Consider the following 20,324-nt stretch of genomic DNA (forward strand, 5'->3'; position numbering starts at 1 on the left):
CGGTCAGAAAAAGAGGTCAGAACGGTATAGGTGCTGTCCAAAACGAAAGCACCGGCCTTTCGGCCGGTGCATGGCTTTGGATGAGACGTAGAGAATCAGGCTTGTTCGGCCGTCTCCGTCTCGTCGAACGCCTCGGGTTCATCCTCGGCGTCCTCGTCGCGGGTGATGGCCTCGCCGCGTGCCTGTTTCTCGGCTTCCTCGGGGCTGCGGGCGACGTTGACCGTCACCTTCATGACCACCTCGGGATGCAGAGCGACCCGGACCTGAGTGAGTCCGAGCGTTTTGATCGGGTGTTCGAGCAACACTTGGCTGCGTTCGATCGTCAGGCCCGAAGCGGCGCAACCATCGGCGATGTCGCGCGCGGTGACCGAGCCGTAGAGCGAACCAGCATCGCTCGCCTGACGGATCAGGACGACCGAGAGTCCGTGGACGCGCTCGGCGACCCGTTCGGCCTCCTCGCGGCGCTTGAGGTTCTGCGCCTCGAGCTGGACGCGCTCGCGCTCGAACCGCTCGCGGTTGTTCTTGGTGGCGCGCACCGCCTTGGCCTGCGGGAGCAGGAAATTGCGGGCGTAGCCGGGCCTGACCTTCACGATCTCGCCCATCTGGCCGAGCTTTTCGACACGCTGGAGCAGGATCAGTTCAACGTTTGCCATGATGCGCGCTCCTCAATCGACCACGTAAGGCAGCAAAGCAAGGAACCGGGCGCGCTTGATCGCGCGCGCGAGTTCGCGCTGCTTTTTCGCCGAGACGGCGGTGATCCGGCTGGGGACGATCTTGCCGCGTTCGGAGAGGAAGCGCGACAGCAGGCGAACGTCCTTGTAGTCGATCTTCGGCGCGTTGGGGCCGGAGAACGGGCAGGATTTGCGCCGGCGGTAGAACGGGCGGCGGGCGCCGACGGCGGCACGCCGTGCGGCGGGGTTGACGTCGCTGTTATCGGGGCTGTTATCGGGGGTGGTGTCCGACATGATCAATCCTCCTCGACCAGATCGTCGTCGCGATCGGTGCGGAACTCGTCGCGGGCACGGAACTCCTCGCGGTCCTCAGGGCCGCGACGGCGGCCGCTGTCGAACCGTCCGGCGGGCTTGGGCCCGCGGAAACCGCGCTCACGGTCGCGATCGTCACCCCGGCGGGACAGCGGCGCGGACGGTGCCTCGTCGATTTCCTCGACGCGCAGGGTCATGAAGCGCAGAATGTCCTCGTTGAGGCCGAGTTGGCGCTCCATTTCGTTGACCGATGCGGGTTCGGCATCGAGCCCGAGCAGGACATAATGGCCCTTGCGGTTCTTTTTGATGCGATAGGCAAGATTGCGCAGACCCCAGTATTCGCGCTTCTTGACGGCACCGCCCTCGCCTTCGAGCTGGGCGGTCACGCCGTCGGCGATGGCGTCGACCTGCTGTTGCGTGACTTCGCTGCGTGCGATGAGCACGCATTCATAAAGCGGCATTGATACCCCCTATGGGTTGCTTCAGCCCCGGTGCAAAGCACCAATTTCCCCCATGGAAACGGGCATAGCCGCGTGCGATGCCACGCACACGGCAGGAGAACGGCGCATGTGACACAAAGGCGTGGCGGGAGCAAGGCGGGTTCAGGCGGCACAGCCGCGCCATTGGCTCAGCAATTATGTCATCGCGCGCTGCGCCATTGGCTCAGCACGACGCTCCCCACGATCATCGCGCCGCCGAAAACCTGCGCAGCCGCGAACATCTCGCCGAAGGCGGCGCCGATCAGCCCGGCCCAGACCGGCTCCATCGCATAGATCAGGGTTGCGCGATTCGCGGGCACGCTGCGCTGCGCCCAGTTCTGCGCGACCATGATGAAGGCGGTGACCAGACCAAGACCGAGGACGGCACCGATCGCGAAGGGTGCCGTGGTGAGGATGCGCCCGCCGCGTACGAGTTCGGTGGCGAGCGCCAGGACCGCGACGGTGGTGAGCTGGACCAGAGCGATGCGGCGCGGATCGGTGTGCGTGGAAAATCGTCCGATCAGCACGATCTCGACCGCGGCGGCGAGCGCGCCGCCCAGGGTGAGAATTGCGCCGGCGCCGAGCGCCAGATTGGACGGCGTGACCCCCGAGATCAGGACCAGGCCCGCGAAGGCGAGGATCAGCCCGACGAGAGCGGCGAGTCCCGGTTTGCGACGGAACAGCAGGAATTCCAGCATCGGCACCATCGGCACGTAGAGCGCGGTGAGGAAAGCGGACTCCCCGCTCGCCACGGTGCGCAGCCCGTCGGCCTGTAACCCGTAGCCGAGGAACAGGATAACCCCGATCACCACCCCGCCGACGAGTTCCCGACGCTGAAAACTGGCCGGGTGCGGCCGCACCGCGAGCGCGACCGCGATGGCGGCAACGGCGAAGCGCAGCCCGACGAAGCCGAACGGCCCGACGAAATGCAGCGCAATGCGGGTGACGAGGAACGTGCCGCCCCAGAGCATGGTTACCAGCACCAGCACCAGCACAGGGGATGGCAGACGCATCGATCCGGCGCGCGGGCGGGCGATCTCGCTCATGGCGCTTATCAACGCGATCGCGCGGGGCAGAGCAACCCATGCCGACGCAAGGCTGGCCGGGTCCGGACCGATCAGGCGAGCGGGAGCCGCACCTCCACCACATCGTCCTCGCCAGGCAGCCGGCGCACGGCAAATCCGAGCTTGCGGACGAAGGCGAGCATCGGCGTGTTGGCGGCCAGCACCTGACCGACGATTTCGGCGACACCTTCGCGGCGCGCCCAGACGATCAGCCGGTGCATCAGCGCCGAGCCGAGCCCCACCCCTTTCGCCGCATTCTCGACCAGCACGGCGAATTCGCCTTCCGTGCCATCGGTGTCCGAGCGCACCAGGCGGGCGACGCCGGCGGTCTCGCCGGTCGCCTGATCGACGCCGATCAGCGCGATCTCGCGCCCGTAATCCACCTCGGTCATCCGCACCACCTGTTCCGGGGTCAGGGCGCGCACCGCCGAGAAGAAGCGGAACCGGACATCTGCTGGTGTCAGCCGCTCGAACAGGCGGTGATGCGCTTCGGCGTCTTCTGGGCGAATCGGGCGAATCAGGAAACGTTTGCCGCGCAGCTCGACCGCCTCGGCGAGTTCCGCCGGGTAGGGTGCGATCACCAGCTCCGCGCGGCGCTCGCCGGCGGGACGCAGGGTGATGCGCGCGCTGGCCGCCGATGCTCCGTGTTCAGTCGCGAACAGCGGGTCGATATCGAGGGCCGCGATATCCGGCCAATCGACGATCAACTGGCTGACCCGCACCAGGGTCGCCTCGACCGCGCCGCGATGCGCCTCGCCCAGCCCGCGCGCGAGCCGCAGAATCGACGCGGCGCCGGCGCGTTCGACCAGCGCGTTCGCGAGGGCGAGGTTGAGCGGCGGCAGATCCACCGCGAGGCGTCCGACTTCGCCGAGATCGCCACCACCGGGGCCGAAGCCGATGGTCGGACCGACGATGATATGTTCGGCGACGCGGATGCGCAGTTCGCGCGCGCGGCGGATTTGGCGCTGGACCAGGAAATTCGCATCCTCCGGCCATTCGCCGCGGCTGCGCAGGCGCGCGGTGATCATGCCCGCCGCCGCCCGCGCCGAGGCGGCATCCGGCAGGTCGAGCGCGACGCTGCCCTCGGGCCGGGCTGTTGCGAGATCGGGATGCGACAGCTTGACCACCACCGGAAACCCGATTGCCGCGGCGGCTTCGGCCACCTCGTCCTGGGTCGCGGCGATCCGGGAGTCCAGAACCTCGATCCCGTAGGCGCGCAGAACGGCGAAGGCTTCCGCCTGGGTCAGCGTGGCGCGGTCCTCGGCGCGGGCGCTCGCCAGGACGGCGGCAACCGATTCACGGTCGGGCGCCATGTCGAGCACCGCCGATTGCGGCAATTCGCGTGCCGCCGCCCTGATCCGCCGGTGGCGCAGCAGATCGGCGAAGCCGCTGACCGCGTCCTCGGGCGTTGCGAAGGCGGCGACGCCGGCTTCCGCCAGCCGGCGTCGCTGTGCGGTGCCGGTGGTTTCGCCCGGAATGGCGGCGAGCAGCGGTGCCTTGATCGCGCCGGCGCAGGCGATCAGCCCGGCGATCGCCGCGTCGTCCGCCGGGCCCGAAGGCGCATGGATGACCAGAACGCCACCGACCTCCGGCGCCGCGGCGAGCATGGCGGCGATATCGGCGAGTTTAGTGCCGGGTGCGCCCGGCAGGGCGATCGGCGCGTCCGGCGCGGGTTCGGCGCCGATCATCATGCCCAGGACGCGGCGGGTTTCGGGCGCGAGGGTGGCGAGCGCAACTCCCGCCGCCAGGGCGGCATCGGCGGCGAGCAGGCAGCCGCCCCGGCTGTTGCCGAGAATGGCAAGGCGATCGCCACGCGCCGGGCGCGCCCTGGTGAGGGTTTCGGCGGCGGCGAAAAACTCGCCGAGGCTGGTGGTAAGCAGCACGCCCGCGCGGGCCAAGGCCGCCTCGAACGCGGCCAGCGCGGTAAAACTCGGATCGGCGAGCCGCGCGCCGGGCGCCAGGGCGACGATGGGCCGCAGCCGCGCGGCGGCCCGCGCCGCCGAGAGGAACAGCCGCGGATCGCGCAGCCCGGCGATTTCCAGCAGGATCGGCCCGGTGCCGGGGTCGCGCGCCAGATGGTCGAGCACCCGGCCGAAGCCGATATCCGCGTTGCCGCCGATCCCGACGATATGGGAAAATCCGATGCCGTTGGGTTCCGCCCAATCGATCACCGCACGGGCGAGCGCGGGCGACTGGCCGAGCAGGGCCACCCTGCCCGGTTTCGGGGCGATATGCGCAAGCAGCGCGTTGAGGCCGAGTCCCGGCACCGCAAGGCCGAAGGAATGCGGGCCGATTACCCGCACGCGGGCGGCGATCGCGGCGGCGCGCAAGCCCGGCGGATCGGAATAGACGATCGCGGCGCCGCGCAGCTTTCCCGACAACCGGGCGAGAATCGCCGGAACGCGCTCCGGCGGATCGGCGATCAGCGCGAGGTCGATCGACGGTGTTTTGCCGATAGTCTCGGCGATCCCGCCTTCGAACGGCGCCGAAGCGAGGGTTTCGCGCAGCCTTGCGCCAAGCGCGGTTGCACCGCCGGAGAGAACAACGGTTTTGGGCCGGAACAGCGCCTCCGGGTCGAAACGATTGACCGGGGAATAGCCGACGGGTTTCATGTCTGCGCCTTATACCTGCGTTTGCGGGGATAAGGGCGGGTCGGCCGATTACGGCGCCGGGCCGATGATCGTCGGTTCCGGCAGGGCGGCGCCCGAGCCGGTATAGGCCGGGTTGGAATCGTTCACGCAGCGATTGATCCGGTCCTGCCGGTCATGGATCTGGGCGAGCTTGTTGCTCAGATAGCGCGGATTCGGAGTACCGGCGAACGGCGTGGCGAACTGGTCGGTGCGCGACAGATAGGCGTAGTGGCGCGCGGCGTTGATCTGATCGGCCCGCTGGGTGCAGGCGGCGAGATCGGCCCGGTCGGCGGCGGATTCCGCCGGCGGCGTCCCGAAACTGCACGAAGCGAGCGGGAGGGCCACAGCCGTCATCATCAGGGTCAGGCGGAGCATGAGACGGATTCCTTATGAACGCTGCGGTCGAGCATGGCGCGCAATTCCATCTCATCGAGATCGCCATCCTCGGTCAAGCGGGTGCGCGCGGCGGCGGCGAGCAGGGCGCCATCGAGCGCGGCGCCGTCGCGCCGGATCGTCACGAATCGGGCGATCCAGGCGGCATCGGCGATCAGCGCGACGAGGCCAAGCAGGCGCAGGCAGACCGAGACGCCGTGCGCGGTCGAAAGATCGGCGATCCGGTCGACCGAGGCGGCCCAGGCGCGGGCATCGCGGTCGCGGAGCAGGACATCCGGGCCGCCGGCGAAGCGGAAACCCCGGCACGGACCGTCATGGCCGGCCTGTGCGGCGTCGTGCGCCGCTTCCCAGGCCCGTTCCAGGTCGCGCTTGGCGACCCTGGGCAGGCGCGGCGGCTGGATGGGGACGAGATGCAGTTCGGTGCCGTCCTCGGCGACGGCGCGAGGAAAGGGTTGCGCCATATCGGTCAGATGGCGACGCGAACGCCGAGTTCCACGACCCGGTCGGACGGGATCTGAAAGAATTCGGTCGCCGAGATCGCGTTGCGCAGCATAAACAGAAAAATCGTCCGGCGGATCAGCCCGAGCTTCGGCACCATGGCCGGCACCACCGTCTCGCGGCCGAGGAAATAGCTGGTCTGCATCGGGTTGAACGGCAGCCCCTGTTCGCGCAGCAATTCGAGCGAGCGCGGCAGATTGGGGCTGTCCATGAACCCGTAGCCGATGCCGACCCGGTAGATGCCAGAGGCGAGTTCCTCGCAGCGAATCCGGTCCTCGGGGGCGGCGATCGGCACGTCGAGATTGCGTACGGTGACGAAGAACACGGTCTCGTGCAGCACCTTGTTGTGCTTGAGGTTATGCAGCAGCGAGGCCGGGGTGTATTCCGGGTTGCCGGTCAGGAACACCGCGATGCCCGGCACCCGCACGATGCGCGACTGCGGCAGGCGGCCGAGAAACGAGGCGAGCGGCAGGCTGTCCTGCTGCCAGCGGGCGAACAGCAGGCCCCGCCCGCGCCGCCACGTGGTCATCAGCACCACGATCGACAGGCCGATGGCGAGCGGCACCCAGCCGCCTTCCACGATTTTCAGGATGTTCGCGCTGAAGAACGCCGCGTCGATCGTGAAGAACGCGCCCCAGATCAGGATGGTTTTCCAGCGCGACCAGTTGAAATGGCGATGGAACACCAGGGCCGCGAGGATATTGGTGCAGAGGAACGTGCCGGTCACCGCGATGCCGTAGGCGGAGGCCAGGGCGTTCGAGGAGCGGAACCCGAGCACCAGGACGAGCACGCCGATCGCGAGGGCGATATTCATCTGCGGCACGTAGATCTGACCTTCCTCGGTCAGGCTGGTGTGGCGGACTTCCATGCGCGGCAGCAGGCCGAGCTGCACGCATTGGCTGCCGACGGTGAAGGCGCCGGAAATCACCGACTGGCTCGCGATGATGGTGGCGATGGTCGAGAGAATCACCATCGGGATCAGCAGCGCGTGCGGCATCGTCAGATAGAACGGATTCGAGGCCGCTTTCGGATCGGCGATGACCAGCGCGCCCTGGCCGAAATAATTCAGCACCAGCGCGGGCAGCACGAAGAACATCCAGGTCAGGCGGATCGGTCTGCGGCCGAAATGGCTCATATCGGCGTAGAGCGCTTCCGCCCCGGTCACCGCCAGCACGACGGCGCCAAGTGCGATGAAGGCGAGGAACTCGTGCCGGACGATGAAATGGATGCCGTAGCTCGGTACCAGGGCGCGCAGCACTTTCGGGTCGAGCACGATGCGATAGAGGCCGAAACCGCCGATCGTGATGAACCAGACCGTCATGATCGGCCCGAACAATTTGCCCACCGCGCCGGTGCCGCGCCGCTGCACCAGGAACAGCCCGACGATAACGGCGACCGCGATCGGCAGCACCAGTCGGTTGAACGCCGGCGAGGCAACGCCGAGTCCCTCGACCGCCGAGAGCACCGAAATCGCCGGGGTGATCACGCCATCGCCCAGGAACAGCCCGGCGCCGACGATGCCGACCAGCATCAGCACGTAGCGCGTGCGCGAGGTGCGGGCGACCCGCTGCGCCAGGGCCATCAGCGCCAGAACCCCACCCTCGCCGTTATTGTCGGCGCGCATCACGAAGGTGACGTATTTCAGCGTGACGGTGACGATCAGCGCCCAGAAGATCAGCGACAGCAGGCCGAGCACGTCGATGGTCTTGAGGCCGCCCTTGGTGACGTAACCGAGACAGGCCTGCAACGAATAGAGCGGCGAGGTACCGATATCGCCATAGACCACACCGAGCACGCCGACCAAAGCCGCGAGCTTGAGCTTTTCGGTCTGGCTGGTTGCGATCGAGCTGGTTTCGGATGAACTGGCTTCGGACATGAGGGCGTTCAGTCGCGCGCCATGCCGATCGGCGGCAGATCGTGATGCATTCCGGCCAGAACCTCGACGACGTGGCGCACCGCGACGGGCCGCGCCCCGGCGGTTCTGGCCTCGCGCGAGAGCTTGCCCGCCATGTTGAGCAGGCAGCCGAGATCGCCCGCGAGCAGCAGGTCAGCACCTGTCGCTGCCGCGTCGGCCACCTTGTCGCCCGCCATGCGCGCCGAGATGTCCGGGTATTTGACGCAGAACGTGCCACCGAAACCGCAGCAGATTTCGGGTTCGGCCATTTCGACCATCGTGAGCCCTTCGACCTTGGCGAGCAGGGCGCGCGGCTGCGCCTTCACCCCCAGTTCGCGCAGGCCGGCACAGGAATCGTGGTAGGTCGCGGTCGCGTCGAGCCGGACCGGCAGACCTTCGAAGCGCATCACGTCGGTCAGGAAACTGGTCAGCTCCCAGCATTTCGCCGCCAGCGACTCGACGCGGCCGCGCAGATCGGGATCCTGATCGAACAGGCCGGGCATGTGCCGGCGCAGCATTCCCGCACAGGAACCCGAGGGGGCGACGATGTAGTCATAGGCCGAGAAGGACGCGATCAACCCTTCGGCGAGCGCGCGGGCGGTGGCCCGGTCACCGGAATTGTAGGCTGGCTGGCCGCAGCAGGTCTGCGCCCTGGGCACCTCAACCGTGCAGCCCGCGGCTTCCAGCAGCTTGATCGCGGCGAAGCCCACGCTCGGGCGATAGAGATCGGCGAGGCAGGTGACGAACAAAGCGACGCGCGGCTTCGGGTTGACGGCCTCACTCATGAGGTTGGCCCACCGGCGGATGTGGCCGAAGCCGATGCGATCGGCCGCGGCAGCAGCACGAACAGCCGGCCGGTGTCGTCCGTCGCTCCGGCGAGGGTCGCGGCATTGCGGCCGATGCCGAAGAAGATCTGGGCACCGGCAGCGCCCTTGGCGCCGACATCGATATCCTGCGCGGTCATCAGCCGGTCCATCGTGTTGGCGGCGACGAAGACCGGCGCACCAAGGGGAATCGCCTTTTCATCGACCGCGATCGAGCCTTCCGGGGTCAGCGGCACGCCGAGCGCGCCAGGCGCACCCAGACCGTCCGGCACATCCCGGACGCGTTTCATGAACACGTAATTCTTGTTGGCGTCCATCAGTGTGGACGCCTCGGCCGGGTGAGCGCGCAACCAGGCGCTGATCGATTGGATCGACACGTCATTGGCCTGGAGATAGCCCTTCTGAACCATCAGCTTACCGATCGGGGTATAGGCCCGGCCGTTGGTGCCGTCGAATCCGAGATCGATCAGGGTTCCATCCGGCAGGCGCAGACGGGCCGAACCCTGAACCTGGACCATATAGGTATCCACCGGATCGCGCAGCCAGGCGACCACATGCGCCTCGCGGGCGATCGCGCCGCGTTCGATGCGCGCGCGGCTGTAGAACGGCACCAGCTTGCCGTAGCGCAGGCGTCCGACGATGCGCTGATGCCCGGTGCTGTCGCGGAACACGCCGAGATTGGCGCGGACGAGGTTGCGCGGCTTGCCGTAGAGCGGGATGGCGTAGCCGCGCAGCCGGATCTCCGATCCCGCGTAGACCGGCTCGAAATAGCCGGAAAACCGGGTCGGGCCCGCCGCCTCGTAGGGCACGAAATAGGTTTGAAAGAAGGTCTGCGCCGCCGCGGGATCGCCGGGGGAAACCGCGCGGGCGGCTGCACAGACGCCGCGCCACAGCCCCGCCTTGCCGGCGAGGCGCGCCGCGACGCCGTCGCCACCGAGGGTCTGGTCTTCCGGCATCACGGCGAGCGCGCGGCAGGAGCGCACGAAGCTGGCCAGCCCGGTCTGGGCGATAGCCGGGCTCCAGCCCGGCAGTGCGGTGAAGGCGACCGGGCTCAGCCCCGCCGCGCCGGGTGCGACGACCCCGGTATTCGGGGCCTTCATCATGCAACCGGCGAGCAGCACAGGCAGCAGCGCGGCGCGGAGGCGAGCCCGCCTCGACAAAAAACCGGGCATGGGTCTCAGCCGCTGCGCGCCGCCGCGAGCCGCCAGACCGGATCGCTCGCGTTGATGGTGTGCTCGAAGCTCCACAGATCGACGATTTCGGTCACCGCCTCGGTTCCGGCAACGAGCTGGCCCTGGCGGTCGCGGGTGAAATTCTCCTGATCGGAGACGAACCGCACCACGATGATCGCATGATCGCCCAAGGTTTCCGCTTCGTCGATCGTCGCTTCCACGATCTGCTTGATGTCGGTCTGCTGGGTTTCGCCCGCTTCGGTCCGCATCGCGATGGCGTGCTCGAAGGTGGCGAACACGCTGGGCGTGAGAAGGTTGCGCAGCGTCGTCAGGTCGCCGGCGGCGAAGGCGGTGACGATGCGGCGGAATGCGGCTTCCGCGCCGTCAAGGAAACGCACCGGATCGAAGCCGCGATCGGCGGCGGCAATCCGCGCCAGCGCCTGGCCCAATTCGGTGTGCGGCGGCGGAATTGGCCGGCCGGGCTTGGGGCGCACCGGCTCGGCGATTCCATCGATGACCGGAGCCGTGGGGCCGCGCAGCCCGACGCTCTGCTGGTCCGGCAAAGGCGGCCGCTCGTAGCCGGTGCGTTTGCCGAGCACGCTGCGCAGGCGCAGCACGAGAAACCCGGCCACCAGGGCGAGCAGAATGATATCGATGGGAAATCCGGCATGCATGTCCGACGGCAACCTATATCCGGTAGGAAAGTCCAAGTGAGGTGATAGGCCGAGCCAGCCCGCACCGCAACCACCGCGCGGCAGCTCCGCCCGGTTTGCCGGGGTGCACGCCGCGCGGTATCGCTGCCGCATGATCCTGCTTCGCCACGGCCAGAGCGAATTCAACCTGCATTTTTCCGCGACCCGCCGCGACCCCGGCATCGAGGATCCGCATCTGACGCCGGAGGGCCGCACCCAGGCCGAGGCGGCCGCACGGGCGCTGGCGGATACGAAACTGACTCGGCTGATCGTCTCGCCCTATACGCGTGCATTGCAGACGGCGGCGCCGTTCATCGCCAGCCGCGACCTGACTGTCGAGATCGAGCTGCTGATCCGCGAGCGCTACGCCTTCGCCTGCGATATCGGCAGCGCGCCCGCGGTGCTGGCGGAATCGTTTCCCGATCACGATTTCGCGCATCTGCCGGACCGCTGGTGGCCGGAAGGCCGCGAGGAGGAAGCTTCGGTGATCGACCGCGCCGCCCGGTTCCGCGCCATGATGGCGGCGCGGCCCGACCAGCGCGAGACGATCGTGGTGAGTCACTGGGCGTTCATTCTGGCGCTGACCGGCCAGTCGCTGATGAACGGGCAGTGGATCGGCTACGATCCCACAAGCGCCCCGCCCGGCGCGCTGCGCTGGACCCCGTGACGCTTCCGTATTTCGCGCCATCGTGCAATGCGGCTGTTACAATCGGCCGCTATGACGGCCCGTTATGACGAGCGGCAGGAATGAGGAGCGCCGGCAAGGATGACTACCCGGTGACGCGGATTCGGCTGGCCGCATCGCTCGTCAGCACCCTGACGCTTGCCGGCTGCGTGGTCGGGCCCTCGTTCCATGCGCCGAAGCTCGCGGTGCCGACCGGCTTCGTGTCGCCCGCCGCGGCGCCGCCCGCCTGGCCCAAGCCCGGCTGGTGGCGATATTTCGGATCGCCGGAGTTAGACCGGCTCGTCGCCGCCGCAAAGACCCATAATTTCTCGGTGCGCGAGGCGATCGACCAGCTCGAGGCGGCGAATGCCCAGATCGAGATCTCCGGCGCGCCGCTGCTGCCGAGCATCACCGCGACCGGCAGCGGCAATTTCCAGCAGGCCGGCGCCAGCGCGGCGGGGGCGTCCTCGGCGTCGAATTTTTCCAGTTTCGGCGGCGTCGGCACCAGGAAGAACATCGACAGCCGGCATTTCACCGCCGCGTTCCAGGCCTCCTACCAGCTCGATTTCTGGGGCAAGAATTACGACGCGCTGCGCGCCGCCCAGGCGAACGCCGCCGCCGCGCAGTTCAACGCCGCGACCGTGGCGCTGACCGAGGAGGCCGCGGTCGCCACCACCTATTTCCAGACCCTCGCCTATCAGGACGAACTCGGAATCGCCAAACGCAACCTCGCCGCGGCCCAGGGCCTGCTCGACCAGCTCCGCGCCGAATTCAGGGCCGGGGTGGTCGATGCGCCGTCGGTCGCGCAACAGGCGGCGCTGGTCGCCTCGGAGCGGGCGAACATTCCCAACATCACCTCCGAGATGCGCCAGCAGGCGATCGGGCTCGGCATTCTCACCGGCAGGGCGCCGGAATTCCTGCGCATCCACGGCGGCACGCTGAGCGCGATCCATGTGCCGCGCATCCGCCCCGGCCTGCCCGCGCAGTTGCTGACCCGCCGGCCCGATATCGCCGAAGCGGAGGCCACGCTGATCGGGGCGAACGCCAATGTGCGCGGTGCGATCGCGTCGTTTTTCCCGTCGATCTCGCTGACCGGCTCGGCGGGCTGGCAGAGCACGGCGCTGAACACGCTGTTCGCGCCCGGTTCGATGCTGCTTTCGGCCGCGACATCGCTGAGCCAGCCGATTTTCGAGGGCGGCGCGCTCGAGGGCACGCTGAATGTCGATCGCGCGACCTATCGCGAGGATGTGGCGAAATACGAACAGGCGGTGGTGCAGGCGTTTACCGATGTCGAGACCGCGATGACCGCCCTGCATTTCGCGACGCGCCAGGAGCGGCTGCAGCGCATCGCGGTGGAGCGGGCGCGAGCGGCGCTTGACGGTGCGAAGGCGCAGTTGCAGGCCGGAGTGGTCGATATCAGCACCGTGCTGAACGCCGAACAGACGCTGCTGTCCGACGAAAACACGCTGGAGCAGGCGCGGCTGACCCGGCTGGATGCGGCGGTCAATCTCTACAAGGCGATGGGCGGCGGCTGGATACTGCCCAAGGACGAGGTGCAATAGCGATGGCGAAACGACGCGGACGGACTATCGTTCTGGTGATCGTGATCGTGGTGATCGCGATCGTGCTGGTCCGGCTGTTCGGCGGGCCGGCCAAGCCGAAATCCACGAAGTCCCAGACGATTCCGGTCACCGTTGCAAAAGCCTCGGTGCGGGACGTGCCCGTCTATCTCGATGCGCTCGGCACGGTGGTTGCCTATCGCACCGTGACGGTGCAGCCGATGATCACCGGACCGCTCGAAAAGGTTCTGTTCCACGAAGGACAGTTCGTGAAGCAGGGTCAGTTGATCGCCGAGATCGACCCGGCGCCTTATAAGGCGTCGCTCGCCCTGGCCGAGGCCAAGCTGGCTCAGGACCAGGCAAGCCTCGCCAATGCGGAATTGCAGGCGCGGCAATATGCGTCGCTGGTCGCACGGAACTATACGTCGAAGCAGCAGGCGGCCACCGCCGAGGCGACCGCGGCGGAGGATCGCGCGCTGGTCAAGCAGGACGAAGCGACGATCGAGACCGACAAGATCAACCTCGCTTACACGAAAATCCGCGCGCCGATTTCCGGCCTGACCGGAATTCTCCAGGTGAATGCCGGCAATATCGTCAATCCCAACATCACCGGCGGGATCGTGGTGATCAACACGCTGCAGCCGATTTCGGTGCAGTTCAGCCTGCCCCAGCAGGATCTGCCGCAGATCCGCCGCGCGATGGACGCGGGAGCGGTGCATCTGATCGCCACCGCAGAGGGCAACCCGGTGACCGCGCCGGTGCTCGACCACGGCGTTCTCTCGGTGCTCGACAACACGGTCAACGCGAATACCGGGACGCTCACCCTGAAAGGCAAATTCCCCAACCCCAAGCTGGAGCTCTGGCCGGGTTCCTATGTCAATGTGCGCACCCTGGTGCAAACCATCGGCCACGCCGTGACGGTGCCGCCGGTCGCGGTACAGCAGGGGCCGAACGGCAGTTTCGTGTTCCTGGTCAAACCCTCCGCGAACGCCAAGGACCCCGCGACCGTGACCGATCAGCCGATAACCATCGATTATGAAAACCAGTCGGTCGTGGTGGTCGCCAAGGGGCTCGCCGCCGGCGATCAGGTGGTCACCGAAGGTAATTCACGGCTCAAGGCCGGCTCGAAGGTGACCATCGTGGCGCCGCCCAAGGCGGGTGCGCCGTGAACATCTCGGCCCCGTTCATCGCGCGGCCGGTCGCAACCTCGCTGCTCGCGATCGCCATTCTTCTGCTCGGCATATTGGGCTACCGGTCCCTGCCGGTCTCCTCCCTGCCGCAGGTCGATTTTCCGACCATTCAGGTCGTCACCAAGCTGCCCGGCGCCTCGCCGGATACCGTCTCGAAGCTGATCACCGCGCCGCTGGAGCGTCAGTTCGGCGAAATCGCCGGGCTCGCCGCGATGAGTTCGATTTCCAGCCAGGGCACCAGCGCGATCACGCTGCGATTCCAGCTCAGCGTTTCGCTCGACACCGCATCGCAGGACGTGCAGGCGGCGATCAACGCGGCGTCCGGCACGCTGCCGCCCAATCTGCAATATCCGCCCACCTACACCAAGGTGAACCCGGCCGATGCGCCGATCATCAGCCTTGCACTGACCTCGAAGACGGTACCGCTCTACGCCATCGCCAATGCCGCACAGACTGAGATATTGCCAAAGCTTTCCGAGATCAGCGGGGTCGGACGGGTGACCATCGAAGGCGGGATGCGCAAGGCGATCAGGATCGACGTCAATCCCGCGCGCCTCGCCGCTTACGGCATTTCGCTCGAGGATGTGCGCAATGCGATTTCCAATGCGAACCAGACCGGCGCGAAAGGCGCGTTCAACGGGCTCGATCAATCCTACACGCTGGGCGCCAACGACCAGATCACTTCGGCAGCGGAGTACCGCAACGTCATCGTCGCCTATCAGAACAAGGCGCCGGTGCGTCTGTCGGCGGTGGGATCGGTCACCGAGGGGCTGGAAAACAACCAGGAGCTGGCGAGCTACAATGGAACGCCGGCGGTCGTGCTCGATATCCAGCGCGAGCCGGGGGCCAACATCGTCAGTACCGTGCAACGGGTTCAATCGGCCCTGGAATCGCTGCAAACGACCCTGCCGCCCGGAATCGACTTGACGGTTGCCGCCAACCGCACCGGCACGATCAAGGCCTCGGTGCGCGACGTGCAGATTACCCTGATCACCGCAGCGCTTCTGGTCGTACTGGTGATTTTTCTGTTCCTGCCCAACCCCCGCGCGGTGCTGATTCCCGCGGTGGCGCTGCCGCTTTCGATCATCGCCACTTTCGCGGTGATGAGCGCGCTTGGCTATCAGCTCGACAATCTCTCGCTGATGGCGCTCACCGTCGCGTCGGGATTCGTGGTCGACGATGCCATCGTGATGATCGAAAACATCGTCCGCTTCATCGAGAATGGCGAAACTCCATTGCGCGCAGCCTATCTCGGGGCGCAGCAGATCGGTTTCACCATCGTCTCGCTTACCGTCTCGCTGGTCGCTGTGTTCATTCCACTGCTGTTCATGCCCGGCGTGATCGGCAGGCTGTTCTCGGAATTCGCGGTCACGCTGGCCGTGGCCGTGGTGATCTCGGCGGTGATTTCACTGACACTGACGCCGATGATGAGCGCGCGGCTGCTGCGCCCGGCGGCATCCGAGCGGCCAGGGCGGATCGCTCGCAGTGCTGAAGCATCGCTCGTCGCCGTGCGGGAACGTTATCGGCGCGGGCTCGACTGGAGCCTTGCCCATCAGCGCCTGATGCTGGCTGTTTTCGCCGCGACCGTGGCGATCACCATCATTCTGTTCGCCGTGGTGCCGAAAGCGCTGCTACCGCAGGAAGATACCGGCGCGATCGTCGCGGTGACCGAGGGGGCGCAGAGCATTTCGCTCGATGCGATGCAAAAAATTCAGAACCAGGCGATCGCCGCGATCCGGCACAACAAGGCGGTTGCCGGCGTGATATCCCAACTCGGTTCGGGTCTGACCAATCCGACGCCGAACACCGGCCGGCTGACCATCACGCTCAAACCGTTCGGCCAGCGCGCCGGGATCGCCACGGTGATGCGCCAGTTGCAGGCCTCGCTCACCACCATTCCCGGTTTGCATTTCTACATGCAGCCGGTGCAGGACATCACGCTCTCATCGCGCGTCTCGCCCACGCAATACCAGTACACGCTGACCGACACCAACCAGGTCGAACTCGATCTCTGGGCGCGGAAAATCCAGGCCGAACTTGGGAAGTTGCCACAGATCACCGATCTTGCGAGCGATCAGCAGAACCAGGGTCTGCAGACCTATATCGATGTCGATCGTGCCGCTGCCGCACGGCTCGGCATCAGCATGGCGACGATCGAGAACACGCTTTATGACGCGTTCGGCCAGCGGCAGGTTTCCACCATCTATACCCAGAATGCCCAGTATCGCGTGGTGTTCGGCGTCGATCCCTCCTATGCGACCTCGCCCGAGGCACTCGCGCATATTTTTCTTCCCACCGGCAGCCTTGCCGCCAGCACAAGCACGACGGCGCTCGGTCCCGGCGGTGCGGTGAGCGGTAGCAGCACGACCACCACCGGCGCCGCGAGCACGACGACAAGTACGACTAACGCGAGCAGCGTGCCGGCGCAGGTGCCGCTGCTTGAGATCGCGAAAATCGAGCGGAAATACGGCCCCCTCGCGATCACCCGCGAAGACCAGTTCCCCTCGGTCACGCTCAGCTTCAACCTCGCGAACGGCGCATCGCTGGGCGCGGCCGAGGCCGCAATTCAGAAGGCGGAGCAAAAGCTCGGCGTGCCGAATTCCATCACGGGCACCTTTTCGGGTGCCGCCGCGGAGTTCCAATCCTCGCTCGCCGAGGAACCCTGGCTGATCGCGGCCGCTCTGGTGGTGATCTACATCGTGCTCGGCGTGCTCTATGAAAGCACGATCCATCCCGTCACGATTCTGTCCACCTTACCGTCCGCCGGTATCGGCGCGCTGCTTGCCCTGATGCTGACCGGCACCGAGTTCACGCTCGTGGCACTCGTCGGCATCGTGCTGCTCATGGGCATCGTGAAAAAGAACGGCATCATCATGGTCGATTTCGCGATCGAGGCGGAGCGCACGCGCGGGGTCACGCCTGAAGCGGCGATCACCGAAGCGGCGATTTTGCGCTTTCGCCCGATCATGATGACAACGATGGCGGCACTGTTCGGCGCAATTCCGCTGGTGCTTGAAGGCGGCGCGGGATCGGAGCTGCGCGCGCCGCTCGGCATCACCATCATCGGCGGGCTGCTGGTCAGCCAGTTGCTGACCCTGTTCACCACGCCCGTCATCTATCTCGCGATGGACCGGCTGCGCCCGAGCGCGCGCCGCCTGAGCCAGCCGGCGCCGGCGGAATAGCGATGAGCTTCTCGGCCATCTTCATCAAGCGGCCGATCGGCACCACCCTGCTCGCTCTCGGCATTCTGCTCGCCGGCGGCCTTGCCTACCGCCTGCTGCCGGTTGCCGCCGTGCCCAGCATCCCGATCCCCGCCATCGTGGTGTTCGCCTCGGAGCCGGGAGCCGACCCTTCGATCATGGCGAGCACCGTCGCGGCGCCGCTGGAACATACGCTCGGCACCATTCCGGGCGTGGATGACGTGCATTCGGTGAGTTCGACCGGCTCGACCTCCGTGGTCATGCTGTTCGACACCGGCACCGACATCAACGCCGATGCGCACGACGTGCAGGCGGCGATCAACGCCGCCCTGCCCAACCTGCCCTCGGCGATGCCGAGCCGGCCTTTCTACAAGGAGTTCAACCCCGCCTCGCGGCCGGTTCTGACCATGTCGCTCACCTCGAAAACCATGAGCCTGGGCGCGATCTACGACACCGCGGACACCATTCTGGTGCAGCGGCTTTCGCAGGTGAAGGGCGTCGCCCAGGTCAATCTCTATGGTGGCGGCTCGCCGGCGGTGCGCATTCGGCTGAACCCGCGGGCGCTTGCCGCGGCCGGACTTACCGCGACCGATGTGTACAACGCGGTGCGCAGCGCGAACGACATCGCTCCGCTCGGCGTTCTGCAGGGCAAGCGCCGCGCGCGCATCATCGCGATCAACGGGCAGTTGCACGACGCCGCGCAATACCGACGCATCGTGCTGAAGGCGAAGAACGGCGCGCTGCTGCGCCTGTCCGATGTCGCCTCGGTGGTCGACAGCATCGCCAATACCCAGTTGGCCGCGACCGATGGCGATCAGCCCGGTATCGTCGTCGCGATCACCAAGACCGCGCAGGCCAACGTGATCAAGACCGTCGAAGGGATCAAGCGACTTCTTCCCGATATTCGCAAATGGCTGCCACCGGGAATCCATCTTTCGATCCTCACCGACCGGACCACGACAATCCGCGCCAGTGTCGCAGACATTCAGCTTACGCTGCTTATCACCATTCTGCTCGTGCTTGCCGTGGTCACGCTGTTCATGCGCCGGCTGACGCCGACCATTGCCGCCGGCGTGACCGTGCCGCTCTCGCTCGCCGGAACCATCGCCGCGATGTGGGCGCTCGGCTTTTCGCTCGACAATTTCTCGCTGCTCGCCCTGACGATTTCGGTCGGCTTCGTGGTGGACGATGCGATCGTGATGATCGAGAACATCGTCGCCCAGCACGAGCGCGGTTTGACCGGCATCGAGGCGGCACTGGTCGGCGCGCGCCAGATCGGCTTCACCGTTTTCTCGATCACCGTCTCGCTGGTCGTGGTGTTCCTGCCGCTCACCTTGATGGGCGGTATCATCGGCAGCCTGTTCTATGAATTCGCGATGACGCTTTCGGTTGCGATCATCATTTCCGGGATCGTCTCGCTGACCGTCACGCCGATGATCTGTGCCCATTTCATGGGCCGCACGCCGAAAATCGGCCGGCAGTCGCGCCTCGCGCGCGGGATCGACCGGCTCTACCGCAACGGCCTCGCTGCCTATGCGCGCAGCCTCGACTGGGCGCTCGCGCATCGCTGGCTGATGCTCGCCTCTTTCGCGATCACCCTGGTTCTCACGATATTTCTCTACGTCAAGGTACCCAAGGCGTTCATCCCGGAGGAGGATACCGGACTCATTCTCGGCCAAACCATCGCGGCCCCGGATGTCTCGTTCGACCGGATGCAGCGCCTGCAGGCGCGGGTCGTGCACGTTATTTTAGCAAACCAAGCGGTCGCGACGATCAGCTCGCGTGTGGGAGTCGCCAACGGCTTCTCCACCGCCAATCGCGGCCATATGTTCATCGGGCTCAAGCCGCTGTCGCAGCGAACCGTTTCCGCGCAAACGGTAATCCGGCAATTGAACGCAAAGCTCGACACAATTCCAGGCATCACCACCCAGATGCAGGTTGCGCAGGATATTTTCATCGGCGGCCAGTCGAATGGCGGCGAATATAGTTTTTCGGTGCTCGACCCGTCGCTGTCCGAGCTGGATCACGTCACCCGCGACATCGAGGCGAAATTGCGCACGCTGAAATCGATCAACAACATCTCGACCGACCAGGACAAGGCGCAGACCGAGATCATGATCGAGATCAACCGCAACGCTGCCTCGCGGCTCGGCGTGTCGATCGCGGCGATCGATGCGGCGCTTGCCAATGCCTATGCGCAGCGCCAGGTTTCGCGAATCTATCAGGCGCAGAACCAGTATGCCGTGGTGATGAAGGTGCCCGCAGCGCTCGATCGCGCGCCGAGCCAGCTCGACCGCATTTTTGTCAGCGGCACCAAGGGACCGGTGCCGCTACGCCAGCTCATCACCGTCATCCGCAGTACCGCGCCGCTTTCGGTCACTCATGTGAACGGCATTCCGGCCGGCACGATCAGTTTCAATGTCGGCAAGGGTGTTTCGCTCGGCACCTCGATCACCGACGTGAAGCAGGCGATCGCCACGATGCCCTTGCCCGCCGACGTCAAAATCCAGTTCGGCGGCAACGCCAAGTATTTCCTGAAATCGATCGACCAGGAACCGATCCTGATTCTTGCAGCGCTGATCGCGATCTATATCGTGCTCGGCGTGCTCTATGAAAGCCTGACCCAGCCGCTGACGATTCTCTCCACCCTGCCCTCGGCCGGCGTCGGCGCGCTACTGGCGCTTTTGATCACCGGCATTCCGATGTCGGTGATCGGCGTGATCGGTATTTTCCTGCTCATGGGCATCGTGAAGAAGAACGGCATCATGCTGGTCGATTTCGCGCTCGATGCCGAACGGCGCGGCGATATGTCGCCGCAGGAGGCAATTCGCGCCGCCTGTCTGGAGCGGTTCCGGCCGATCATGATGACGACGATCGCCGCCATGCTTGGTGCCTTGCCGTTGGCCTTCGCGGTTGGCACCGGCTATCAGTTGCGCCGGCCGCTCGGCGTCGCGGTGATCGGCGGCCTTCTCGTCTGCCAGGCGCTCACCCTCTATACCACGCCGGTGATCTATCTGGCGCTCGCCGGCTTCGGCAAGCGCCGCGCGCGGCGCATCGCGACGATGCCCGCCGAATGACTATT

The 20,324-nt window shown here is 66.4% G+C and carries 16 protein-coding genes; 5 read left to right on the forward strand and 11 right to left on the reverse strand.

Features of this window, described 5'->3' with window-relative positions:
• Window positions 1-95 precede the first annotated feature (95 nt).
• The 11 genes from rplI to AiwAL_RS02070 all read right to left on the reverse strand — a co-directional run bounded on the left by rplI (window position 96) and on the right by AiwAL_RS02070 (window position 10,623).
• Window positions 96-653 (reverse strand): 50S ribosomal protein L9, encoded by a 558-nt coding sequence (rplI, locus tag AiwAL_RS02020; protein WP_262312003.1) that lies wholly within the window; start codon window positions 651-653, stop codon window positions 96-98.
• Window positions 654-665: 12 nt separating this feature from the next.
• Complete coding sequence (rpsR, locus tag AiwAL_RS02025) at window positions 666-965, reverse strand: 30S ribosomal protein S18 (RefSeq protein ID WP_262312004.1); 300 nt, start codon at window positions 963-965, stop codon at window positions 666-668.
• A gap of 2 nt (window positions 966-967) precedes the next feature.
• Window positions 968-1,444 carry a 30S ribosomal protein S6 gene (gene rpsF / locus AiwAL_RS02030; protein ID WP_235702605.1) on the reverse strand — a complete coding sequence of 159 codons (477 nt, stop codon included), beginning with the start codon at window positions 1,442-1,444 and terminating at the stop codon, window positions 968-970.
• A 179-nt stretch (window positions 1,445-1,623) separates the two neighbouring features.
• The gene (locus AiwAL_RS02035) at window positions 1,624-2,508 is read right to left on the reverse strand and encodes a DMT family transporter (protein WP_262312005.1); all 885 of its coding nucleotides are present in this window, start codon (window positions 2,506-2,508) and stop codon (window positions 1,624-1,626) included.
• Between the two features lie 71 nt (window positions 2,509-2,579).
• A complete protein-coding gene (locus AiwAL_RS02040) occupies window positions 2,580-5,138 on the reverse strand; it encodes a GNAT family N-acetyltransferase (protein ID WP_262312006.1) in 2,559 nt (852 codons plus the stop codon).
• Between the two features lie 48 nt (window positions 5,139-5,186).
• Window positions 5,187-5,531 carry a hypothetical protein gene (locus AiwAL_RS02045; RefSeq protein WP_235702608.1) on the reverse strand — a complete coding sequence of 115 codons (345 nt, stop codon included), beginning with the start codon at window positions 5,529-5,531 and terminating at the stop codon, window positions 5,187-5,189.
• Window positions 5,519-6,010: a hypothetical protein gene (locus AiwAL_RS02050; RefSeq protein WP_235702609.1), complete on the reverse strand. Its 492-nt coding sequence runs from the start codon at window positions 6,008-6,010 to the stop codon at window positions 5,519-5,521. Before AiwAL_RS02050 ends, AiwAL_RS02045 begins: the two co-directional genes overlap by 13 nt.
• Window positions 6,011-6,015: 5 nt before the next feature.
• Window positions 6,016-7,923: a potassium transporter Kup gene (locus tag AiwAL_RS02055; protein ID WP_235702610.1), complete on the reverse strand. Its 1,908-nt coding sequence runs from the start codon at window positions 7,921-7,923 to the stop codon at window positions 6,016-6,018.
• 8 nt (window positions 7,924-7,931) lie between these two features.
• Window positions 7,932-8,726 carry a (Fe-S)-binding protein gene (locus AiwAL_RS02060; RefSeq protein WP_235702611.1) on the reverse strand — a complete coding sequence of 265 codons (795 nt, stop codon included), beginning with the start codon at window positions 8,724-8,726 and terminating at the stop codon, window positions 7,932-7,934.
• Entirely contained in the window at window positions 8,723-9,937 is a 1,215-nt protein-coding gene (locus AiwAL_RS02065) for a murein transglycosylase A (RefSeq protein WP_262312007.1), read from the reverse strand. Before AiwAL_RS02065 ends, AiwAL_RS02060 begins: the two co-directional genes overlap by 4 nt.
• A gap of 5 nt (window positions 9,938-9,942) precedes the next feature.
• A complete protein-coding gene (locus AiwAL_RS02070) occupies window positions 9,943-10,623 on the reverse strand; it encodes a Tim44/TimA family putative adaptor protein (RefSeq protein ID WP_316044759.1) in 681 nt (226 codons plus the stop codon).
• Window positions 10,624-10,741: 118 nt separating this feature from the next.
• On the opposite strand from AiwAL_RS02070, the gene AiwAL_RS02075 reads away from it, so the two are divergent.
• The 5 genes from AiwAL_RS02075 (at window position 10,742) to AiwAL_RS02095 (ending at window position 20,319) form a co-directional block, all read left to right on the forward strand.
• Window positions 10,742-11,296, forward strand: a complete 555-nt coding sequence (locus AiwAL_RS02075) for a histidine phosphatase family protein (RefSeq protein ID WP_235702613.1) — start codon at window positions 10,742-10,744, stop codon at window positions 11,294-11,296.
• Between the two features lie 80 nt (window positions 11,297-11,376).
• Window positions 11,377-12,855 carry an efflux transporter outer membrane subunit gene (locus tag AiwAL_RS02080; RefSeq protein WP_235702614.1) on the forward strand — a complete coding sequence of 493 codons (1,479 nt, stop codon included), beginning with the start codon at window positions 11,377-11,379 and terminating at the stop codon, window positions 12,853-12,855.
• 2 nt (window positions 12,856-12,857) lie between these two features.
• Entirely contained in the window at window positions 12,858-14,021 is a 1,164-nt protein-coding gene (locus AiwAL_RS02085; RefSeq protein ID WP_262312008.1) for an efflux RND transporter periplasmic adaptor subunit, read from the forward strand.
• Window positions 14,018-17,224, forward strand: coding sequence for an efflux RND transporter permease subunit (locus AiwAL_RS02090; RefSeq protein WP_262312009.1), 3,207 nt, complete (start codon window positions 14,018-14,020; stop codon window positions 17,222-17,224). Before AiwAL_RS02085 ends, AiwAL_RS02090 begins: the two co-directional genes overlap by 4 nt.
• Before the next feature lie 2 nt (window positions 17,225-17,226).
• Window positions 17,227-20,319 (forward strand): efflux RND transporter permease subunit, encoded by a 3,093-nt coding sequence (locus tag AiwAL_RS02095; RefSeq protein WP_262312010.1) that lies wholly within the window; start codon window positions 17,227-17,229, stop codon window positions 20,317-20,319.
• Window positions 20,320-20,324 lie beyond the last annotated feature (5 nt).

Origin of the sequence: Acidiphilium sp. AL, from assembly GCF_025499445.1 — a bacterium.
GTDB lineage: Bacteria > Pseudomonadota > Alphaproteobacteria > Acetobacterales > Acetobacteraceae > Acidiphilium > Acidiphilium iwatense.